Raw genomic sequence first — 18,139 nt, forward strand, 5'->3', positions numbered from 1 at the left:
CCGAAGAGATTCGACCGTTTACCGCCCCGTTCCGGTTATTCGCTAATGTTCCGGACGAATTGGCGGAAATCGACCGGGAGCTGCCCTCTCCATATCGTCACCCCGGACTTGATCCGGGGTCCCGCTGGAGGTCGAAGTCGGTGAGTGCGTCAAAAAGCGGGATCCCGGGTCGAGCCCGGGATGACGAGAGCGAAAAAACGACCGGAAACTAACGACGGTAATGTGTACCCCGGCGAAAGCCGGGGTCCAGGGCGGCAATCCGCACAGCTCGGCTTTCTAAAGCCGTGGGCCCCGGCCTTCGCCGGGGTACAACATAGTAGCAAACGTCCGCTCCCCACCCCAATGCCGACGCGGCCGAATTCAGCGCCGCGCCGCGAAGAAGTCCCTGAGCAGTGCGGCCGCTTCGCCCTCGCCTATCCCGTCATAAACTTCCGGCCGGTGGTGGATCGTCGGCTGTGCGAAGGTGCGGGGGCCGTGGACGACCGCGCCGCCCTTTGGATCGTCGGCGCCATAATAGAGCCGCGCAATGCGCGCATGCGCGATCGCGCCCGCGCACATCGCGCACGGCTCCAGCGTGACATAGAGGTCGCAGCCGTCGAGGCGTTCGTTGCCGAGCTTTGCCGCCGCCGCACGAATCGCGACGATTTCGGCATGCGCGGTCGGGTCGTGCGATTCGCGCGGACGGTTGTGACCTTCGGCGATCGTCACACCATCCTTGACGATCACCGCGCCGACGGGCACTTCGCCCCATTCCGCGGCGATGCGGGCGAGATCGAGCGCGCGGCGCATCGGTTCGGGAAACGGGAACGAGGGCATAAAAGCGCCCTATTCGCTTGACGAATCTCCGGCAAGCCGATAAGCGCGCGCCTTTCCCGGCTCACTCCGGTCCTGTTCTACCCGTTTCGCGGGAAGTGCCCGGACGCCGATCCGAATTTTTTTGACGAGGACGAAGACGATGTCGCGCATCTGCGAACTGACCGGCAAGGGCCGCCAGGTTGGCCACAATGTCAGCCACGCCAACAACAAGACCAAGCGCACCTTCCTGCCCAACCTGCAGAATGTGACGTTGCTGTCGGACGCACTCGGCAAGGGTGTGAAGCTGCGCGTGTCGACGCACGGCCTTCGTTCGGTCGAACATAATGGCGGCCTCGACAACTGGCTGCTCAAGACCGGCGACGACCAGCTTTCGGCGAATGCCCGCAAGGTGAAGAAGGAAGTCACGAAGAAGCTGGCCGAAAAGGCCGCCTGAGCTTCCAAGTCTTTCGAATAGCAGAAGGCCGCCGGGTTACCGCGCGGCCTTTTTGCTGTCCGGCGTCTTTTTGGGCGGCAGGTCGACAAGCTCGAACTGAAGCAGCAGGCTGCGCTGCCAGACATTGAAGTTATCGTCGGCGACAAGCCACAGCCAGGTGCGGCCCTCCTCCACCGAAATCGCCGCGCCCTCGTAATTTTCCGCAAGCGGCCGGGGCACGCGGCCGATCGTCCGCGACCGAACGACGGCGTCCTTTTCGATGTCCGCGGGATCGACGATCGCGATCACCGTCGTGAAGACGGGGTCAAAGCCCAGCCGCCGGTGCACGAGCAGGATGCGGCCGTCGGGCAGCGCCGCAGCGTCGCTGATCCGTCCGCGTCCTGCCGAATCGTAAAAGAAGCGAATCGGCGCCGGGCCGGGCGCCGCGGGATCGCCGGTGTAGATCAGCGCCTCGCGGCCGCGCGGATCGTCATCGGCATTTTCCGAAAAGATGACCGTGCGGCCGTCGGCCAGCCGGGCCATCGCCTCGGGTCCGCTGTTCTTCGGCCAGCGTGGCTGCGGCAGTTTGCGGCGCGATTCGATTTTCGAAAGATCGGCATCGAGCCGCCAGATCTGATTTATCCCTTCAAGCGCGAGCCAGACCTTGCCGCTGGCCGCCTCGACGAACATCGCCTCGACATCGGCCATCGACTTTCGTGCGGGACGGCCGTCGATCGTCGGCAGCGCGCGGACCCGGACCGACGACACCGCGCCACGCGAATCGAGCGACAGGCGTGTCGAATAGCCATTGTCGCCGACGAGCAGAAATTGCCCCGGCGCGGTGCGCGCGAGCGCGGAGAAGCCGCCGAAGCGGCTGTGCGGGCTGACGAGGTGCCAGCCACGAACGAATCGCATCGGGCCGGTCTCCTCGGACGGAAAGACCAACGGACGCGCGGAGGCCGCCTGCGTCAGATCATCGGTCGGAAAGCGCATGACGGTGCCGGGCACGGGGCCGAGGGCAAGGAAAATCAGGGCGGCGGGAAGTAGGCGGCGCATCGCCGCGGGAGTTAGAACGGCCGCCAGCGAAAGAAAAGCATTTCACCGCAGAAAGCTGAACGCCAGCCAACAGCTACGTTCAGGCTTGGCTCAATGCGAATCGGGCAAAACATGATCATCGACAAAGCCCGGATGGGCCAACGACGACGAAGGAGAACGAAAATGAAAAAGATGGTGACCCTCTCGATCGCCGCCCTGATGTCCACTGCGACGCTGGGCATGGCGGCTCCCGCTGCGGCGCAGAACGGCTATTACGACCGCGACGGCTATTCGAGCTATGACGTTCGCTATGACCGCGACGATCGCCGTTATGACCGCCGCGACTATCGCCGGGACAACCGCCGCGATTACCGTAACGACCGTCGCTATTACCGCGGTGACCGCCGCAATTATCGCCAGTGCGACAATGGCACCGGCGGCACCGTGATCGGTGCGATCGCAGGCGGCCTTGCCGGTCATGAAATTGCCGGCCGCGGCGACCGCACGGTCGGCACGATCATCGGCGGCGCTGTCGGCGCCCTCGCCGGCCGCGCGATCGACAAGGGGAATGACGGCTGCCGTTAAGAGGCTGTCCCGACCCCCAATAATTCCCTCTTCCCTTGCACCCCGTCCGGCCCCGCGCCGGGCGGGGTTTTCTTTGCGCGCAGCGCCGCGCGGGAGGCGAAGCTTGCCAATGGGACGGCGGAAGCCTAGGTTCGCCCCAAGTGCACGTTCGCGGTTTTGCGGACGCGTGAGCAGAACAGGTTATACTAGCCATGCGGCAAATGGCAGCGCCATCAGGGCGACCGCCGCGGCCGGGTTCGAGGACAGGGCCGGCGGCGAAAGGACGAAACAAGGCAGGTGGCGATGCACGCCCGATGCCGATCACGCGGCCGCGCAGCTATGCCGCAATCGACCTTGGCACCAACAATTGCCGGCTCCTTATCGCGCGCCCGCAAAATGGCGAGTTGGTCGTCATCGACGCCTTTTCGCGCATCGTCCGGTTGGGCGAAGGCCTCCACGGCAGCGGAAAGATCAGCGACGCCGCAATGGACCGCACGGTCGCGGCGCTGTCGATCTGCGCCGACAAGCTGCGCCGCCGCCACGTAACGCTGTCGCGCGCGGTCGCGACCGAAGCCTGCCGCCGCGCAACCAACGGCGAGGAACTGGCCGAACGCGTCCGCCGCGAAACCGGCATCGTCCTCGACATCATTTCGGCCGCCGAGGAAGCGAGACTGGCGGTCCTTGGCTGCCACAATCTGATGGAGCCGGGCGAAGGGCCTGCGTTGATCTTTGACATCGGCGGCGGCTCGACCGAATTGATGCACGTTGACGTGTCGGACCATGACGTGAAGATCCACGACTGGATCAGCGTGCCGTGGGGCGTCGTGTCACTCACCGAACATGCCCCGCTGCCCGAAGACAGCCTTGCCGGGCGGCAAGCCGCTTATGCGCATATGCGCGAAGTGACGCGGAGCGCCTTTTCCGCCTTTGCCGATCGCGCCGAACGTTTCGCGGGCCAGCCGCTGCGCCTGCTCGGCACCAGCGGCACGGTGACGACGCTTGCCAGCGTTTTCCTCGACCTGCCGCGTTACGATCGGCGCGCGGTCGACGGACTGGTCGTCCCCTCGGATGCAATGCGCGACATCAGCCGCCGCCTGGCCGACGCCAGCATCGCCGACCGTGCCGAAATCGCATGCATCGGCCGCGAGCGCGCCGATCTGGTCGTTGCGGGCTGCGCAATTCTTGAAAGCATCATCGACCTGTGGCCCGCCGCGCGCGTGGGCGTCGCCGATCGCGGCATCCGCGAGGGAATTTTGCGCTGCCTTGCGATGCAAGGCCGCGACATCCCGGTCACCCGGCGCGAGTATCGCAAATGAGCGGTGCGAGCGGAAAAGGCGGCAGCGGCCGCGGCGGCCTGCATGTGCGCGTCAAAACCGCGCGCAAGCGCAGCGTCTCGTCGACGCGCTGGTTGCAGCGCCAGCTCAACGATCCCTATGTGCGCCGCGCGCAGGCCGAGGGCTATCGTTCGCGCGCCGCTTACAAGCTGATCGAACTCGACGAAAAATTCGGCTTTCTCAAGAAATCTCGCGCGGTCGTCGACCTTGGCATCACGCCCGGCGGCTGGTCGCAGGTCGTGCGCAAGGCGAACCCACGCGCGCGCGTTGCGGGGATCGACCTGCTCCACTGCGAACCGATCGAGGGCGTTGCCATCCTCGAGATGGATTTCATGGACGATGCGGCGCCGGACGCGCTGATCGAAGCGCTGGGCAGCGCCCCCGACCTCGTGATTTCAGACATGGCGGCAAATACCGTCGGCCATCCGCAGACCGACCATCTGCGTACCATCGGCCTTGCCGAAACCGCCGCCGATTTCGCGGTGCAGAATCTGCAGCCCGGTGGCGCATTTGTCGCGAAAGTCTTTGCAGGCGGCGCCGACCGCGAATTGCTGACGATCCTCAAACAGAATTTCACGACGGTAAAGCACGCCAAACCGCCGGCGAGCCGCAAGGGGTCGCCCGAGCTTTATGTCATCGCGCAGGGCTTTAAGGGCCGGAGCAGCAACGCGGACACGGAATAATCGGACAATGAGTCGAACCGGGGGAGAGTTTCGATGAGCAAATCGGCACGGTCGATCGCGGCTGTGACACTAGCCGCGCTGATGCTTGCATCGTGCGGCGGCGGGGGCGACGGAAGCCTGGGCAGCGGCGGCCCCGTGACGGTCCCGCCGACCCCGACTCCCACGCCGACTCCCACTTGCGGGCTTGCATCGCGTCAGGCCTTTGCCAAGGCGGTGATCGATGAATGGTATCTGTTCCCGAGCGACGTCGCGAGCGTCAGCGCGGCGAGTTACAGCAATGTCCAATCCTATATCGACGCGCTCGTCGCGCCCGCGCGCGCGCTGAACAAGGACCGCTTCTTCACCTACATCACCTCGATCGCCGAGGAGAATGCCTTCTACGCCAGCGGATCGAGCGCCGGTTTCGGCATTCGCCTGGCCTATGACGCGGTGAACCAGCGCATTGCCATTGCCGAAGCCTATGAAGGCGCTCCCGCCTTTGCCGCCGGGATCGACCGTGGGGCGGCGATCGTCGCCATCGGCACGACCAACGCCAATCTGCGTACCGTCGCCAGCATCGTGAACGCCGAAGGCACCGCGGGGCTGACCGATGCGCTAGGCCCCAACGACCCCGGGGTCAGCCGCGTGCTGCGCATCACCGACGCCAGCGGCACGCGCGATGTCACCGTGACGAAAGCCGACTATTCGCTCGACCCGGTTTCCGACCGCTATGGTGCAAAGATCATCACCGAGGGCGGTCGCAGCTACGGCTATATCAACCTGCGCACCTTTATCTCGTCCGCGGACGACCAGCTAAAGGCGGCCTTTGCCGATTTTCGCGCACGCGGCGTGACCGACATCATCGTCGATTTCCGCTATAACGGCGGCGGACTCGTTTCGACCGCCAATCTGATGGGCGACCTGATGGGCGCGGGGCGCGCCGGACAGATTTTCTCGCAAACCCGTTTTCGTTCCAGCAAATCGGCGGAGAATGACGAGCATCGCTTTACCCCGGTGAGCCAGTCGATCGCGCCGACGCGCATCGCCTTCATCGGTTCTGGGTCGACGGCATCGGCGAGCGAGCTGGTGATCAATTCGATGCTGCCCTGGCTCGGCACCAATATGACGCTCGTCGGCAGCAACACCTATGGCAAGCCCGTCGGCCAGATCGCGCTCGACAAGGCCGAATGCGACGACCGCATGCGCGTCGTCGCCTTTGCAACGGGTAACGCCACCGGACAGAGCGACTATTATGACGGGCTCGCGCCCAAGATCGCCAACAGTTGCGCCGCGAACGACGATCTGAGTGTCCCGCTCGGCGACCCGCGCGAGGCGTCGATCCGCGCCGCCATAGGCTTTCTGTCGGGCACCGCCTGTACAGCGCGCATCGCCGACGCGAGCGCCGGCGCGGCGGCGCAGCGCCGCAGCGCCGCGATCATGGCCGAGCCCGAAATGCTGAGCCCCGACCGGCCGAGCGCGGCACAGCGTGAATTGCCCGGACTCTTCTGATCGCGAGCCTGCTGCATCGCAGCAATTGACCACGGCCCGGAAATGCGGCTAACGGCGGCGGCAAGCGACAGGTTCCCCGGCGACGGGGACTAAGAGGGAACGGGAAAACCCCGGCTGCCCCTGCAACTGTACGCGGCGAGCCATCGGCCACGCGCCATTGGGACCCCGGTTCCGAGAAGGCGGCCGACCGGCGCTGACCCGCAAGCCAGGAGACCTGCCCGTCGCCGTCGTCTTTCGCGCGGACAGGGTGTGCCGGGCGGACGGGGGTGAACCCGCATGACGACAAAGCTGGCTGCGCATGGGCGCGGGCGATGTCGTGCGTCCCAAGGACAACCGCATCGACCGTGCGCATGGGCGGCCTTGTCGATGGGGTACCCAATGTTGAAATTTGTTTTCCGAAGTTCGATCTGCCTTGCCGCCGTCGCGGCGTCGTCCGCCGCCTCCGCCGAAGACGCGTCCACCGCGCATGCCGTCGCCGCCGACGGCGACAGCATCATCGTCACCGCGACGCGTGCACCGCTGACGCTGGACGAGATACCCGCTTCGGTCGCCGTGCTCGACAAGGCGGCAATCGACCGCGCGCAAGATATCGGCGTTACCGAACTGCTGCTCCGCACGCCGGGGATCAGCATCTCGCGCAACGGCGGTTATGGCACGTCCACCTCGCTGCGCATCCGCGGCGCCGAATCCGACCATAGTGTCGTCGTGATCGACGGGGTGAAGCTCAACGATCCGTCGTCGACCGGCGGCGGCTTCAATTTCACCAATCTGCTCGCTGGCGATATTTCGCGGATCGAAGTGCTCCGCGGGCCGCAGTCGATCCTGTGGGGCAGCCAGGCGATCGGCGGCGTCGTCAACGTCGTGACGGCTTCGCCCGAGAAGGAACTCGAAGGCAGCTTCGACCTGGAAGCAGGATCGCGACAGACCGTGAGTGCGCGCGCCGCGGTCGGCGGGCGCACCGGTCCCTTGAGCTGGCGCATCGGCGGCCAGCGCTTCACGACCGACGGGATCTCTTCGCATGCCAAGGCGTTCGGCGGTGTCGAGCGCGATGGCTATCGCAACACCAATCTCTCCGGCCGCGCCGAACTCGCGCTCGCCGACAATGTCAGCGCCGAGGTGCGCGGCTATTATTCGAGCGGCCGGGTCGAATTCGACGGCTTCAATGTCGACAGCAATGATTATGGGCTGAACAAGGAGTTCGTCGGTTACGCGGGGCTCAATTTCGACCTTATCGGCGGGCGATTCCGCAACCGCGTTGCTTACGCCTACACCGATACCAACCGCGACAATTTCAACCCCGACCGCGCGCGGCCGCAAAGCTTTGAGGCCGACGGCAAGAACAAGCGCTGGGAATATCAGGGCAGTTTCGATTTCACCGACCGCATCAGTGCGATCTTCGGAGTCGAGAATGAACGGTCGGATTTCCGCAGCCGATCGCCCGCCGCCTCGCTCGCGACGCCGGTCCCGGCTTTTGCGCGCGGCAAGGCCGAATTGACGAGCGTCTACGGCCAGCTCAGCGTCGAACCGCTCGACGGGCTGACGCTCAACGGCGGCGTCCGCTACGACGATCACGACAGCTTTGGCGGCCAGACGTTGTTCGCCGCTGGCGGGGTTTGGCGGCTCTCGACCGGCACCGTGCTGCGCGCAAGCTATGGCGAAGGGTTCAAGGCGCCGTCGCTCTATCAGCAGTTCAGCGAGTATGGGAATGTCGCGCTCGACCCCGAAGAGGCGCGTGGCTGGGAAGCCGGCATCGAGCAGCATCTGTTCGATCAGAAGCTGGTCGTCGGCGGGGCCTGGTTCGACCGCAGAACGAAGAATCAGATCATCTATAATAGCTGTTCGTCAACAACGACCAACCCGATGTGCTTCGTGCCTGGTGATCCGACGACGCGGCGTTTCGGATATTATTCGAACGTTGCGCGCAGCGAAGCGCATGGCGTCGAAGCCACTGCTGCGCTGACGCTCGGCGGGCTGAAGCTCGACGGCAATTATAGCTGGATCGTTGCCGAGGACCGGTCGGTGGGCACCGCAAATTTCGGTAAATGGCTGCCGCGCCGCCCGCGTCAGACGGCGAACGCATCGGCCAGCTATGGCTTCGACTTCGGGCTCGAGCTTGGCGCGGCGGTGCGCTGGTCGGGCAAGAGCTATGACAATGCAAGCAATGCACAGCGGCTCGACGATTATACGCTCGTCGACCTGCGCGCCGAATATGCGCTTGCCGACAATGTGAAGTTGTTCGCGCGCGCTGAAAATGTCTTCGACGAGCAATATATGACGGCGTTCCGCTATGGCTCGCTCGGCCGCAGCATCTACGCCGGCATCAGGGGACGCTTCTGATGGCGGCGCTGTCGGACCGGAGCGCATCGACGCTGTGGGTGTCGTTGCTCACCGCCGCGAGCAGCATAACGACGCTGGCGCTCGGTTGCGCCACTCCCTTTCCGTCGCTCGCGGCGCTCGCGGCGGTGCATCTGCGCCGCCGCGACGGGCTGGCGCTGATGGTCATGGCGTGGGCGGTCAGCCAGCTCGTCGGCTTCTTCCTGCTCGGCTATCCGCGCGACGGAAGCACCTTGGCGTGGGGCGCCGGGCTGGGCACGGCGGCGGTCGGGTCGGCGCTTGCAAGCTATGCGGCGTTACAGGCGCTGGAATATCGCTCGGTCGCGGCGCGGCTCAGCCTCGCCTATGCGGCGGGGTTCACCGCGTTCAAGGCGATCATTCTTTGCTGGGCGCTTGTCCTTGGCGGGCTGCACACCGCAATGGCGCCCGACCTGCTCGCCGAACAGTTCGTGCGCAATGGCGCGATCCTGATCGGGCTCTATGCCCTCTATCGCGCGCTGGTCGCGGTGGGGGTTCCGGCGCCTCCGCACCCTGCGGCGGCATAATGCTGACGCGCGTCGATCCCGGCCCGGCGGTGGTGGTGTGCAACACCTGCCGCCACAGCCGCGAGTCCCGGGATGACGCGACAGGCATGCGCGGTGGCGCGCGGCTCGTCGAGGCGCTCCGGCGTCTCAAGCAGGACGAGCCGCGCTATGCCGGCATCGCCGTGCAGGAAATGGCGTGCCTGTTCGCGTGCCAGGATCATTGCACCGTCCATCTGCGCGCGCCCGACAAGGTCGGCTATGTCCTCGGGCGGTTTCAGGGCGATGCGGAATCTGCCCGTGCGATCCTCGATTATGCGGTTCATTATGCCGCTAGCGAGCATGGCCGCGTCCCCTTTTCGCTGTGGCCCGAAGGCGTCAAAGGCCATTTCATCACCCGTACCCCGCCGCCAGGATTTGTCGCCGAATGACCAGCTTTGCTTCTGTTCAGGCTTTCGAGGCCGCACTCACCGACCTGCGTGACCCGGACGCCGACGCGGCGAGCGACGCCCGCGTGCGGCAGGGCGAACTCACCAAACCCGCCGGATCGCTCGGGCGGCTCGAGGAACTCGCGATCTTCTTCGCCGGCTGGCAGGGCAAGGCGCGTCCGCGAATCGCCAGCGCGCGCGCCGCGATCTTCGCAGGGAACCATGGCGTAACGGTCCACGGCGTCAGCGCCTTTCCGCCGGGCGTAACCGCGCAGATGGTGGCCAATTTCGCAAGCGGCGGCGCGGCGATCAACGCCCTGTCCGAAGCAGCGGGCCTCGAATTGACCGTCGTCGCGCTCGACCTCGACCGGCCGACCGCCGACTTCACCATAGAAGCCGCAATGAGCGAAACCGATTGCCTCGACGCGCTGAACCGCGGGGCCGCCGTGGTCGACGCCGACCTCGACCTGCTGGTTCTCGGCGAGATGGGCATCGGCAATTCGACCGCCGCGGCGGCGCTGTGCGCGCGCAGCTTCGCGGGCAGCGTCGGCGGTTGGGTCGGTCCGGGCACCGGCGTCGACGGCCATGGCGTCGCGCGCAAGGTCGAGGTGATCGACCGTGCGCTCGCCTGTCACGCCGCCGCGCCGCGCTCGGCGTTCGAGACGCTGCGGCGCGTCGGCGGGCGCGAGACTGCGGCGATTGCGGGTGCGGTGCTGCGTGCGCGGCAGCTTGGCATACCGGTGCTGCTCGACGGCTTTATCTGTTCGTCGGCGATTGCGCCGCTTGCCGCCGAGAATCCCGCGATTACCGCGCATTGCATCGCGGGGCATTGCTCAGCCGAGCCGGGGCACAAGCGCCTGCTCAGCCTGCTCGACCTCGATCCGCTACTGACGCTCGACATGCGGCTGGGCGAGGGCAGCGGCGCGGCGGTGGCGGCGAATATCATCCGCAGCGCACTCGCCGCTCACGACCAGATGGCCACCTTTGCCGAAGCGGCGGTTTCGGCGTCGCTGTGACGACCTTCGCGCTCCATCTGCTGCGCCACGGTGCGCCCGAACAGGCGGGCCTGCTGATGGGACGCACCGATGGCGCATCGACCGCCGAAGGCATCGCCGCGTGTGTCGCGCAGGCTTCCGACCTTGGCATCGAACGGCTTGTCGCGTCGGACCTGCGCCGCAGCCGCGATGCGGGGGCCGCGATCGCCGAGGTCGTGGGCTTGCCGCTGACGGTCGATGCACGCTGGCGCGAACTCGATTTCGGCGAGTGGGACGGCAAGGCGGCGCGCGAGGTCGATACCGATGCGCTCGGCCGCTTCTGGAACGATCCCGATGGGCATCCGCCGCCGGGGGGAGAACGCTGGTCGGCATTGATCGCGCGAGTGTCGGCGGCGATCGCCGATCTTGCGCCCGTCCCGACTTTGGTCGTTGCGCATGGCGGATCGATGCGCGCCGCGTTGCATAGTCTGTGCGGGTTTGATCAGCGCCAGCTTTGGGCGTTCGAGCTGTCTTATGCGGCGCTGCTTTCGCTGCGCGTCTGGCCGAGCGAGCCCACGAGCGCGCAGATCGCGGGGCTCTACCCATGAAAGGGCTGATCGTCGCGATCCAGTTTCTGACGCGGCTGCCGACACCCCGTATTTCCGTGTCGAGCGACGAGTTCGCGGCGTCGATGCGCTGGTTTCCTGCGGTCGGGCTGATCGTCGGGGCGTTTGTCGCGGGCGCCGGATGGGCGGGGGCGCGGATCGATCCGTGGACGGGCGCGCTCGCTGCGCTGATCGTCTGGGTCGCGGTCACTGGCGCGCTGCATCTCGACGGGCTCGGCGACATCGCCGATGCGAGCGGCGCGGCGCACAAGGATCGCGCGCGGTTGATCGCGGTGCTCGGCGACCCGCATGTCGGCAGTTTCGCGGTCGTCGCCATTGCGCTGCAACTGATTGCCAAGCTGGTGCTGCTTCACGCGCTGCTCGACCACGGCGCATTGGCCGCGATCGCGCTGGTTCCGTTCGCGGCGCGGATCGGACCGCTCATCTGGTCGCGCGCGCTGCCCGACCTGCACGCCGGACTGGGGTCGCGCTTTCGCGATGCGGTGCGCCCGGTGGATTTCCTGATCTGGAGCCTGGCTTTCGTTGCTGCCGTGTGGATATCACCCTCGCTGTTGACCGCGCCGCTCGTTTTCCTGCTTTGGGGATGGTGGCTGATACGCAGGATCGGCGGCATTTCGGGCGATGGCCATGGCGCCGGGATCGAGATCGGCGAAAGCACGCTCCTAGCCGCCGCGCTACTGCTGGCGCACGTCGCATGACCGGCGCGTGGACATGGCACGGCGGCGGCCTTGAAACCGCCAAACGCCATTTCGGCGACGGCGACTGGATCGATCTGTCGACCGGAATCAACCCACGACCATGGCCCGGCGCCGCCGAAATGACATTCGACTGGCAGCGGCTGCCCGACCCGCCCGCGCTGGCACGGCTGGAAGCGGTCGCCGCCAGTTATTTCGGAGTGGCCGCACAGCATATCTGCGCGGTGCCGGGCACTGAAATCGGGCTGCGGCTGGTCGGGTCGCTGATCGGCGGCCCCGCGCAGCATGTCGCCCCAGGCTATCGTACCCATGGCGACATGATCGCGGGCAGTATGGCAATCGACGGCACGGCGGCGCAAAATTCGGCCGGCAACCTGATCCTCGCCAATCCCAATAACCCCGATGGACGTACGATAGACGCCGACCGGGTACGCGCGTTGCTCGACGGTCGGAACGGCTGGCTGCTGGTCGACGAGGCCTTTGCCGACGTCGATCCATTGGTCAACGTCGCGCGGTCGGTCGATGACGCGGAAAAGTTGATCGTCTTTCGCTCGTTCGGCAAATTCTTCGGGCTCGCGGGGGTGCGGCTCGGCTTTGTGGTCGCACCGCAAGCCATCGTCGCGGCACTGCGCGATCGGCTGGGCGCATGGCCGCTATCGGCGGCGGCGATCGCGATTGGCACCGCCGCCTATGCCGATGCCGATTGGATCGCGGCGGCGCGGCAGCGCCTGCCAGAAGAGGCAGCAGCGCTTGACGCGATGCTGGCACAACACGGGTTTCAGCCCGTCGGCGCCTGCCCGCTCTTTCGTCTGATCGAGGCCGAGAATGCGCACGCGCTGTTCCAGCGGCTGGCGCGGTGCGCGATCCTGACCCGCCCCTTTTCCGACCGGCCGCGCTGGCTGCGGATCGGCCTGCCCGCCGACGCAAGCGCGCTCACCCGGCTCGAAGCCGCTCTGGCCGATGGCTGATCCGGTCGCGCTCACCGCGCTCGCACTCGACGCCGCGTTCGGCTGGCCGGGCGCGCTCTATCGCCGTATCGGCCATCCGGTCGGGCTGTTCGCGCGCATCATCGACCGATGCGAGGCCCACTGGAATCGCCCGGAAAGCAGCTCCGCCGCGCGGCGGATGCTCGGCGTGGTGACGCTCGCCCTGCTGTTGCTTGTCGCGGGCGGCATTGGCTGGGCGGCCCAGCAATGGCTGCTTCGCATGTTTGGCGACTGGGGCTGGATCGGCGTCGCCATCCTCGCCTGGCCCGCGCTCGCGCAGCGCAGCCTGTTCGACCATGTCCGCGCGGTCGGCGAACGGATCGATGCCGGTGACCTTGCCGGCGCGCGCGACGCCGTCGGCCTGATCGTCGGTCGCGATACCGCCGCGCTCGACAAGGCCGGCGTCGCGCGTGCGGCAATCGAGAGCCTCGCGGAAAGTTTTGGCGACGGCATCGCTGCGCCGCTCTTCTGGCTGCTCCTCCTCGGCCTGCCGGGCGTGTGGGCGTATAAGGCGGTGAACACCGCGGACAGCCTGATCGGCCACCGCGAGGAACGCTGGCACGCCTTCGGCTGGGCGGCCGCGCGGTTCGACGACCTCCTCAACTGGATTCCAGCGCGGCTGTCAGGGCTGCTCCTGTGCCTCGGGGGCGGTGGCGGTTGGCGCATCTTGTGGCGTGATGCCCGCAATCATGCCTCGCCGAACGCCGGCTGGCCCGAGGCGGCAATGGCAGGCGCGCTGGGGCTTCGGCTCGCGGGGCCGATCGCCTATGACGGGGTCATGCACGACAAAGCATGGATCGGCGATGGAGCAAAAGGCGCAGGCGGCGAAGAGATCGACCGCGCGCTCGCCATTTATCTGCGCGCCTGCCTGTTCCTCTGGATGCTTGCGGGAGGCGCGGCATGGCTGCGCTGATGCTGCAGGGTACCGGGTCGGATGTCGGCAAGTCGGTGCTTGTCGCAGCCCTCTGCCGCGCGCTCGTCAATCGCGGCCTCACCGTCCGGCCGTTCAAGCCGCAGAATATGTCGAACAATGCCGCGGTTACCACCGACGGCGGCGAAATCGGGCGCGCACAGGCGCTGCAAGCCATCGCGTGCCGCGTCGCCCCCCACAGCGACATGAACCCGGTGTTGTTGAAGCCGCAGGCCGACCGCACTTCGCAACTGATCGTCCACGGACGCGTGCGCGGGACGCTGGGCAGCGGCAATTTCCGCGAAGCGCGCGGCGCGCTGATGGCCGAAGTGCTCGAAAGCTATCATCGCCTGCGTGGCCAATGCGATATCGTCATCGTCGAGGGTGCGGGATCGCCCGCCGAGATCAATCTGAGGCGGGGCGATATCGCGAACATGGGCTTCGCGCGCGCCGCCGACGTTCCTGTGGTGCTGATCGGCGATATCGACCGCGGCGGCGTGATCGCCTCGATCGTCGGAACGCGCGCGGTGATCGAGCCCGACGATGCCGCGATGATCCGCGGCTTCCTGATCAACAAGTTTCGCGGCGATCCCGCGCTGTTCGACGATGGCTATCGCGAGATCGAGCGGCGGAGCGGCTGGGCGGGTTTCGGCGTCATCCCCTGGCTCGCCGCCGCCGCACGTCTGCCAAGCGAGGACGCGGTAATCCTCGAACGCCCCGCCGACCCGCGTGAGGGACGACGGATGATCGCCTGCCCCATCGTGCCGCGCATTTCGAATTTCGACGACCTCGATCCATTGAAGCTCGAGCCCGGGGTCGAGATCGTGATGGTGCCGCCGGGCCGCGCCATTCCGGCCGAGGCAGCGATGATCGTCCTGCCCGGATCGAAGGCGACGATCGCCGATCTGGCCGCGCTGCGCGCCGAGGGCTGGGATATCGACATCAAGGCGCACCACAGACGCGGCGGGCTGATCGTCGGGCTGTGCGGCGGGTACCAGATGCTGGGCAAACGGATCGCCGATCCGCTGGGGATCGAGGGTGTGCCGGCCGACGTCGAGGGGCTCGGCCTGCTCGACGTCGAAACGATCCTGTCGCCCGCCAAGATGCTCCGTCATGTGGAGGGAACGGCGCTTGGCGTGCCGGTCGGAGGTTATGAGATGCATATGGGGGAGACGCGTGGTCCCGGTACGGAACGCCCCTTTGCCATAGTGGCAGGCGCTGCCCGCGACGGCGCGGTCAGCGGCGACGGCAAGGTGATCGGTTCCTATCTGCACGGCATGTTCGCGTCGCCCGAACTGCGTCATGCGCTGCTCGCGCGGATCGACGTTACGGGTAGCGGGCGTAACTATGTCGCCGACGTCGATACCGCGCTCGATGACATTGCGGCCGAATTCGCCGCGCATGCCGATATCGACGCGATGCTGCGGATCGCGGGTGTCGGCGCATGAGCGGGACGTCGCTTTTCGTGCTGGGCGGCGCGCGGTCGGGCAAGAGCCGCTATGCGCAGTCGCGCGCCGAAGCCGCAGGCGGCGATCCCGTTTTCATCGCGACGGCCGAAGCCTTCGACGACGAAATGCGCGACCGGATCGCACGTCATCGGGCCGACCGCGATGCGCGCTGGACCACTATCGAGGCACCACGCGACCTGCCCGAGGCGATCGACGCCGTCAGCTGCAGCAAAACCGTCGTCCTGGTCGATTGCCTGACGCTCTGGGTTTCGAACCTGCTGCTCGCCGACGTCGACATTCCGCGGGCTGGCGAACAATTATGCCAAGCAATCAGCCGCTTCGAAGGCACGCTCATCCTTGTCGCCAACGAGGTCGGCCTGGGCATCGTGCCCGACAATGCGCTCGCGCGCGCGTTCCGCGACGCAGCGGGGCTGCTCAACCAGTCGGTCGCGGCGACGGTCGACGAAGTGGTGCTGCTAACCGCCGGACTGCCGCTCACGCTCAAGCCCGGCGCGGTTTAAAGCGCCGCTTTCCGGAAACGTGCTGAATGGCGCGTTTACTATCGTCATGAAGCATATCCTCACGCCGCCGCGTCAAATCGGGTGGCATGAGAAAGCATGCCCATCTTGTCGCTGGCGAGTCGCGATGGCTTCCTGTCTCGGTCGCCCTTGCCGCCGCGGCGCTGACGCCGTCGGCTGCGCAAGCCTCGTCAAAGCTGCTCAACGACAAGGCGTTGGCGGACAGCAAGGCGGCGTGCCCCGTCACGGCAAGCTATGCACCGCCGGCGCGCGCCGACATTTCGCGCGCCATTTTGGGCGGTGCGCCAAGCGCGCTCGATCGCATCCGTGCCGACCAGCAGGGCAGCGCGGCACCCGCATTCGCCCCCGCAGCGCCGGTCGACGCCGGCCTCGATGCTTTCCCCGTCCGCCACACGCTCGAACCCGCGAGCCGCACCCCGATCGCCTTCGCGCCTGCTCCAAACTGCGGCGCGCTGTCGATCTTCGCGCCGCTCGCCGAAACCGCCGAATATGATCCGGCCGCCGAGCTTGGCACCCGCGCGATCCCGGTCAAGCGCACACGTTTCGACGACCGCTGGGACCATGTCCGCCGCGCCGCGCCGGCGGGGCTGATGCAAAGCAAGCTGCGCAGCGCAAACGCTTCGCCGGGCCTTGCCGAGCAGGACCTGCTCGCGCGCGTCAATCAGTGGGTCAATCGCGAGATCGCCTATGTGAATGACGACCGCAATTACCGTCAGCGCGATTTTTGGGCGACCGCCGAACAGACGATCGCGCGCGGCAAAGGCGATTGCGAGGATTTCGCGATCCTGAAGATGCAGATGCTGCGCGCGGCCGGGGTCGATGCCGATCGCATGAAGCTGGTGCTGCTCCGCGATCTTGCCGCAAATGCCGACCATGCCTTTCTGCTCGTCCAGACCGACGCCGGGAAGCTCGTCCTCGATAATGTGACCGACCGGCTGTACGACGGCAGCCGGTCGAATGCGGTACGCCCGGTGCTGTCGTTCAGCGAGAACCGGCGCTGGGTCCACGCCTATCGCGGCACCCAGCCCTCACCGAACCTCACCGCGATCCCGGCGTCGCAAAAATCCTATACGCTCGCGCTGAACAATCAGCGTTCGGTGAGCGCCGACCCGCTGACCTTCAAGACCGGCTTGAGCAAGTAGCTCAGCACCGATTTCTTGCCGGTCACGATTTCGACATCGCATAGCATGCCGGGGGTGATCGGCAGCCGCCGGCCGTTCGACGTCAGATAGCTGTTCGTCGTTTCGACGACGACGGTGAAATAGGCCTGTCGCTCGACCTCGTCATAGATGCTGTCTGCCGACACGCGCACGACCTTGCCCTTGAGGCCGCCATAGATCGAGAAATCATAAGCGGTAACCTTGACGTTCGCGGGGTCGCCGACCGTGATGAAGGCGATGTCGCGCGGGGTAACGCGCGTTTCGATCAGCAATTTGTCACCGAGGGGCACGATCTGCATGATCTTTTCGCCCGCATTCACATAGCCGCCCAGCGTGTTGACGAGCAGGTCGTTGACGACGCCGCGCGTCGGGGAACGGATCTCCGACCGCGCAAGACGCCCTTCGGCGCCGCGGATCGTTTCCTGATTCACCGCCATCTTGGTCGTGAGCTGGCTGCGTTCGTTGAGCGCCTCCTGCTGGAAGTCGAAGCGCGCGCGCGACACTTCGGCGCCCGCTTCGCGCACCGCTGCCTGCGACCTTGAAATCGCCTGACGCGCCGCGGCAAGCCGGCCCTGGATATCGACGACCTCGCGCTGCGCGGTGAGCAGCTCGGTCTGCGGCACGACGCCCTTGGCGGCGAGCGGTTCGAGCATCGTGACCTGCTGCCGTGCGAGGCGCAGGCTGCTTTCGAGCGACGTGGCGGTGGCCTGCGCTTCGCCCATGTCGCGTCGGCGCTGCTCGACCCCGGCGGACAGCGCCGCGAGCTGGCTTTGCAACGACGATCGCCGCACCTCGGCAAGCCGCGCTTCATCGCCGCAATCGGCCCCCGCACACCCTGCCCCGCTGCCTTCTCCCGCGAGGCGCGCGGCGCGCTGGGCGAGGCGGGCATTTTCGGTTTCGAGCTGGCCGAGTTCGGATTGCGATGTCGTATTGTCGAGGCGAACGAGCAATTGCCCCTTTTGCACCGTCTGCCCCGATCGGACGAGGATTTCGCGGATCGTCGAGGGTTCGGCCGACTGGATGATCTGCACCTTCGACGATGGGATAACGCGTCCCTGCCCGCGCGACACCTCGTCAACGCGCGCGATACTCGCCCACAGCAGGAAGAGAACGAAGCCGGCGGCGGCGGCGACCATGATCTGCTCGCTTCCGCGCAGGCGCTGCCAGAATTTTACGATCGACATGC

Annotated in this window: 19 protein-coding genes and 1 riboswitch; of the genes, 16 read left to right on the forward strand and 3 right to left on the reverse strand. The window is 66.5% G+C overall.

Annotated elements, in window-relative coordinates; translation table 11 throughout:
• Nucleotides 1-360: 360 nt before the first annotated feature.
• A complete protein-coding gene (gene tadA / locus KEC45_RS17140) occupies nt 361-816 on the reverse strand; it encodes a tRNA adenosine(34) deaminase TadA (RefSeq protein ID WP_062176101.1) in 456 nt (151 codons plus the stop codon).
• A 139-nt stretch (nt 817-955) separates the two neighbouring features.
• On the opposite strand from tadA, the gene rpmB reads away from it, so the two are divergent.
• Nucleotides 956-1,249 (forward strand): 50S ribosomal protein L28, encoded by a 294-nt coding sequence (gene rpmB, locus KEC45_RS17145; RefSeq protein ID WP_062176098.1) that lies wholly within the window; start codon nt 956-958, stop codon nt 1,247-1,249.
• Between the two features lie 36 nt (nt 1,250-1,285).
• Here the strand turns inward: rpmB and KEC45_RS17150 are convergent, their stop codons facing one another.
• Nucleotides 1,286-2,143 (reverse strand): esterase-like activity of phytase family protein, encoded by an 858-nt coding sequence (locus KEC45_RS17150; protein ID WP_252171176.1) that lies wholly within the window; start codon nt 2,141-2,143, stop codon nt 1,286-1,288.
• 303 nt (nt 2,144-2,446) lie between these two features.
• Between KEC45_RS17150 and KEC45_RS17155 the strand changes: the two genes are divergently transcribed.
• The 15 genes from KEC45_RS17155 to KEC45_RS17225 all read left to right on the forward strand — a co-directional run bounded on the left by KEC45_RS17155 (nt 2,447) and on the right by KEC45_RS17225 (nt 16,935).
• A complete protein-coding gene (locus tag KEC45_RS17155) occupies nt 2,447-2,848 on the forward strand; it encodes a glycine zipper 2TM domain-containing protein (RefSeq protein WP_062176092.1) in 402 nt (133 codons plus the stop codon).
• Nucleotides 2,849-3,141: 293 nt separating this feature from the next.
• Nucleotides 3,142-4,143, forward strand: a complete 1,002-nt coding sequence (locus KEC45_RS17160; protein WP_238586514.1) for a Ppx/GppA phosphatase family protein — start codon at nt 3,142-3,144, stop codon at nt 4,141-4,143.
• On the forward strand, nt 4,140-4,844 hold the full coding sequence (locus tag KEC45_RS17165) for an RlmE family RNA methyltransferase (protein ID WP_062176086.1): 705 nt from the start codon (nt 4,140-4,142) through the stop codon (nt 4,842-4,844). Before KEC45_RS17160 ends, KEC45_RS17165 begins: the two co-directional genes overlap by 4 nt.
• A gap of 33 nt (nt 4,845-4,877) precedes the next feature.
• Entirely contained in the window at nt 4,878-6,332 is a 1,455-nt protein-coding gene (locus KEC45_RS17170; RefSeq protein ID WP_062176084.1) for a S41 family peptidase, read from the forward strand.
• Between the two features lie 52 nt (nt 6,333-6,384).
• A riboswitch (cobalamin riboswitch) is annotated at nt 6,385-6,569 on the forward strand.
• A gap of 141 nt (nt 6,570-6,710) precedes the next feature.
• On the forward strand, nt 6,711-8,669 hold the full coding sequence (locus KEC45_RS17175; protein WP_062176081.1) for a TonB-dependent siderophore receptor: 1,959 nt from the start codon (nt 6,711-6,713) through the stop codon (nt 8,667-8,669).
• Nucleotides 8,669-9,211 carry a hypothetical protein gene (locus KEC45_RS17180; RefSeq protein WP_062176078.1) on the forward strand — a complete coding sequence of 181 codons (543 nt, stop codon included), beginning with the start codon at nt 8,669-8,671 and terminating at the stop codon, nt 9,209-9,211. The genes KEC45_RS17175 and KEC45_RS17180 overlap by 1 nt, the downstream gene beginning before the upstream one ends.
• A complete protein-coding gene (locus KEC45_RS17185; protein ID WP_252171177.1) occupies nt 9,211-9,618 on the forward strand; it encodes a DUF1636 domain-containing protein in 408 nt (135 codons plus the stop codon). Before KEC45_RS17180 ends, KEC45_RS17185 begins: the two co-directional genes overlap by 1 nt.
• Nucleotides 9,615-10,631 (forward strand): nicotinate-nucleotide--dimethylbenzimidazole phosphoribosyltransferase, encoded by a 1,017-nt coding sequence (gene cobT, locus KEC45_RS17190; RefSeq protein WP_062176072.1) that lies wholly within the window; start codon nt 9,615-9,617, stop codon nt 10,629-10,631. The genes KEC45_RS17185 and cobT overlap by 4 nt, the downstream gene beginning before the upstream one ends.
• Nucleotides 10,628-11,197 carry a histidine phosphatase family protein gene (locus KEC45_RS17195; RefSeq protein ID WP_252171178.1) on the forward strand — a complete coding sequence of 190 codons (570 nt, stop codon included), beginning with the start codon at nt 10,628-10,630 and terminating at the stop codon, nt 11,195-11,197. The genes cobT and KEC45_RS17195 overlap by 4 nt, the downstream gene beginning before the upstream one ends.
• Nucleotides 11,194-11,913 carry an adenosylcobinamide-GDP ribazoletransferase gene (locus KEC45_RS17200; RefSeq protein WP_062176066.1) on the forward strand — a complete coding sequence of 240 codons (720 nt, stop codon included), beginning with the start codon at nt 11,194-11,196 and terminating at the stop codon, nt 11,911-11,913. Before KEC45_RS17195 ends, KEC45_RS17200 begins: the two co-directional genes overlap by 4 nt.
• Nucleotides 11,910-12,878, forward strand: coding sequence for a threonine-phosphate decarboxylase (locus KEC45_RS17205; RefSeq protein ID WP_062176063.1), 969 nt, complete (start codon nt 11,910-11,912; stop codon nt 12,876-12,878). The genes KEC45_RS17200 and KEC45_RS17205 overlap by 4 nt, the downstream gene beginning before the upstream one ends.
• Entirely contained in the window at nt 12,871-13,809 is a 939-nt protein-coding gene (gene cbiB, locus KEC45_RS17210; protein WP_062176060.1) for an adenosylcobinamide-phosphate synthase CbiB, read from the forward strand. The genes KEC45_RS17205 and cbiB overlap by 8 nt, the downstream gene beginning before the upstream one ends.
• The gene (locus KEC45_RS17215) at nt 13,797-15,254 is read left to right on the forward strand and encodes a cobyric acid synthase (RefSeq protein WP_062176057.1); all 1,458 of its coding nucleotides are present in this window, start codon (nt 13,797-13,799) and stop codon (nt 15,252-15,254) included. Before cbiB ends, KEC45_RS17215 begins: the two co-directional genes overlap by 13 nt.
• Nucleotides 15,251-15,775: a bifunctional adenosylcobinamide kinase/adenosylcobinamide-phosphate guanylyltransferase gene (gene cobU / locus KEC45_RS17220; protein ID WP_062176054.1), complete on the forward strand. Its 525-nt coding sequence runs from the start codon at nt 15,251-15,253 to the stop codon at nt 15,773-15,775. Before KEC45_RS17215 ends, cobU begins: the two co-directional genes overlap by 4 nt.
• Before the next feature lie 86 nt (nt 15,776-15,861).
• On the forward strand, nt 15,862-16,935 hold the full coding sequence (locus KEC45_RS17225) for a transglutaminase-like cysteine peptidase (RefSeq protein WP_062176051.1): 1,074 nt from the start codon (nt 15,862-15,864) through the stop codon (nt 16,933-16,935).
• Here KEC45_RS17225 and KEC45_RS17230 read toward each other — a convergent pair.
• A complete protein-coding gene (locus tag KEC45_RS17230; protein ID WP_252171179.1) occupies nt 16,881-18,137 on the reverse strand; it encodes an HlyD family type I secretion periplasmic adaptor subunit in 1,257 nt (418 codons plus the stop codon). The genes KEC45_RS17225 and KEC45_RS17230 overlap by 55 nt on opposite strands.
• Nucleotides 18,138-18,139 lie beyond the last annotated feature (2 nt).

This window comes from Sphingopyxis sp. USTB-05, from assembly GCF_023822045.1.
Taxonomy (GTDB): Bacteria; Pseudomonadota; Alphaproteobacteria; order Sphingomonadales; family Sphingomonadaceae; genus Sphingopyxis.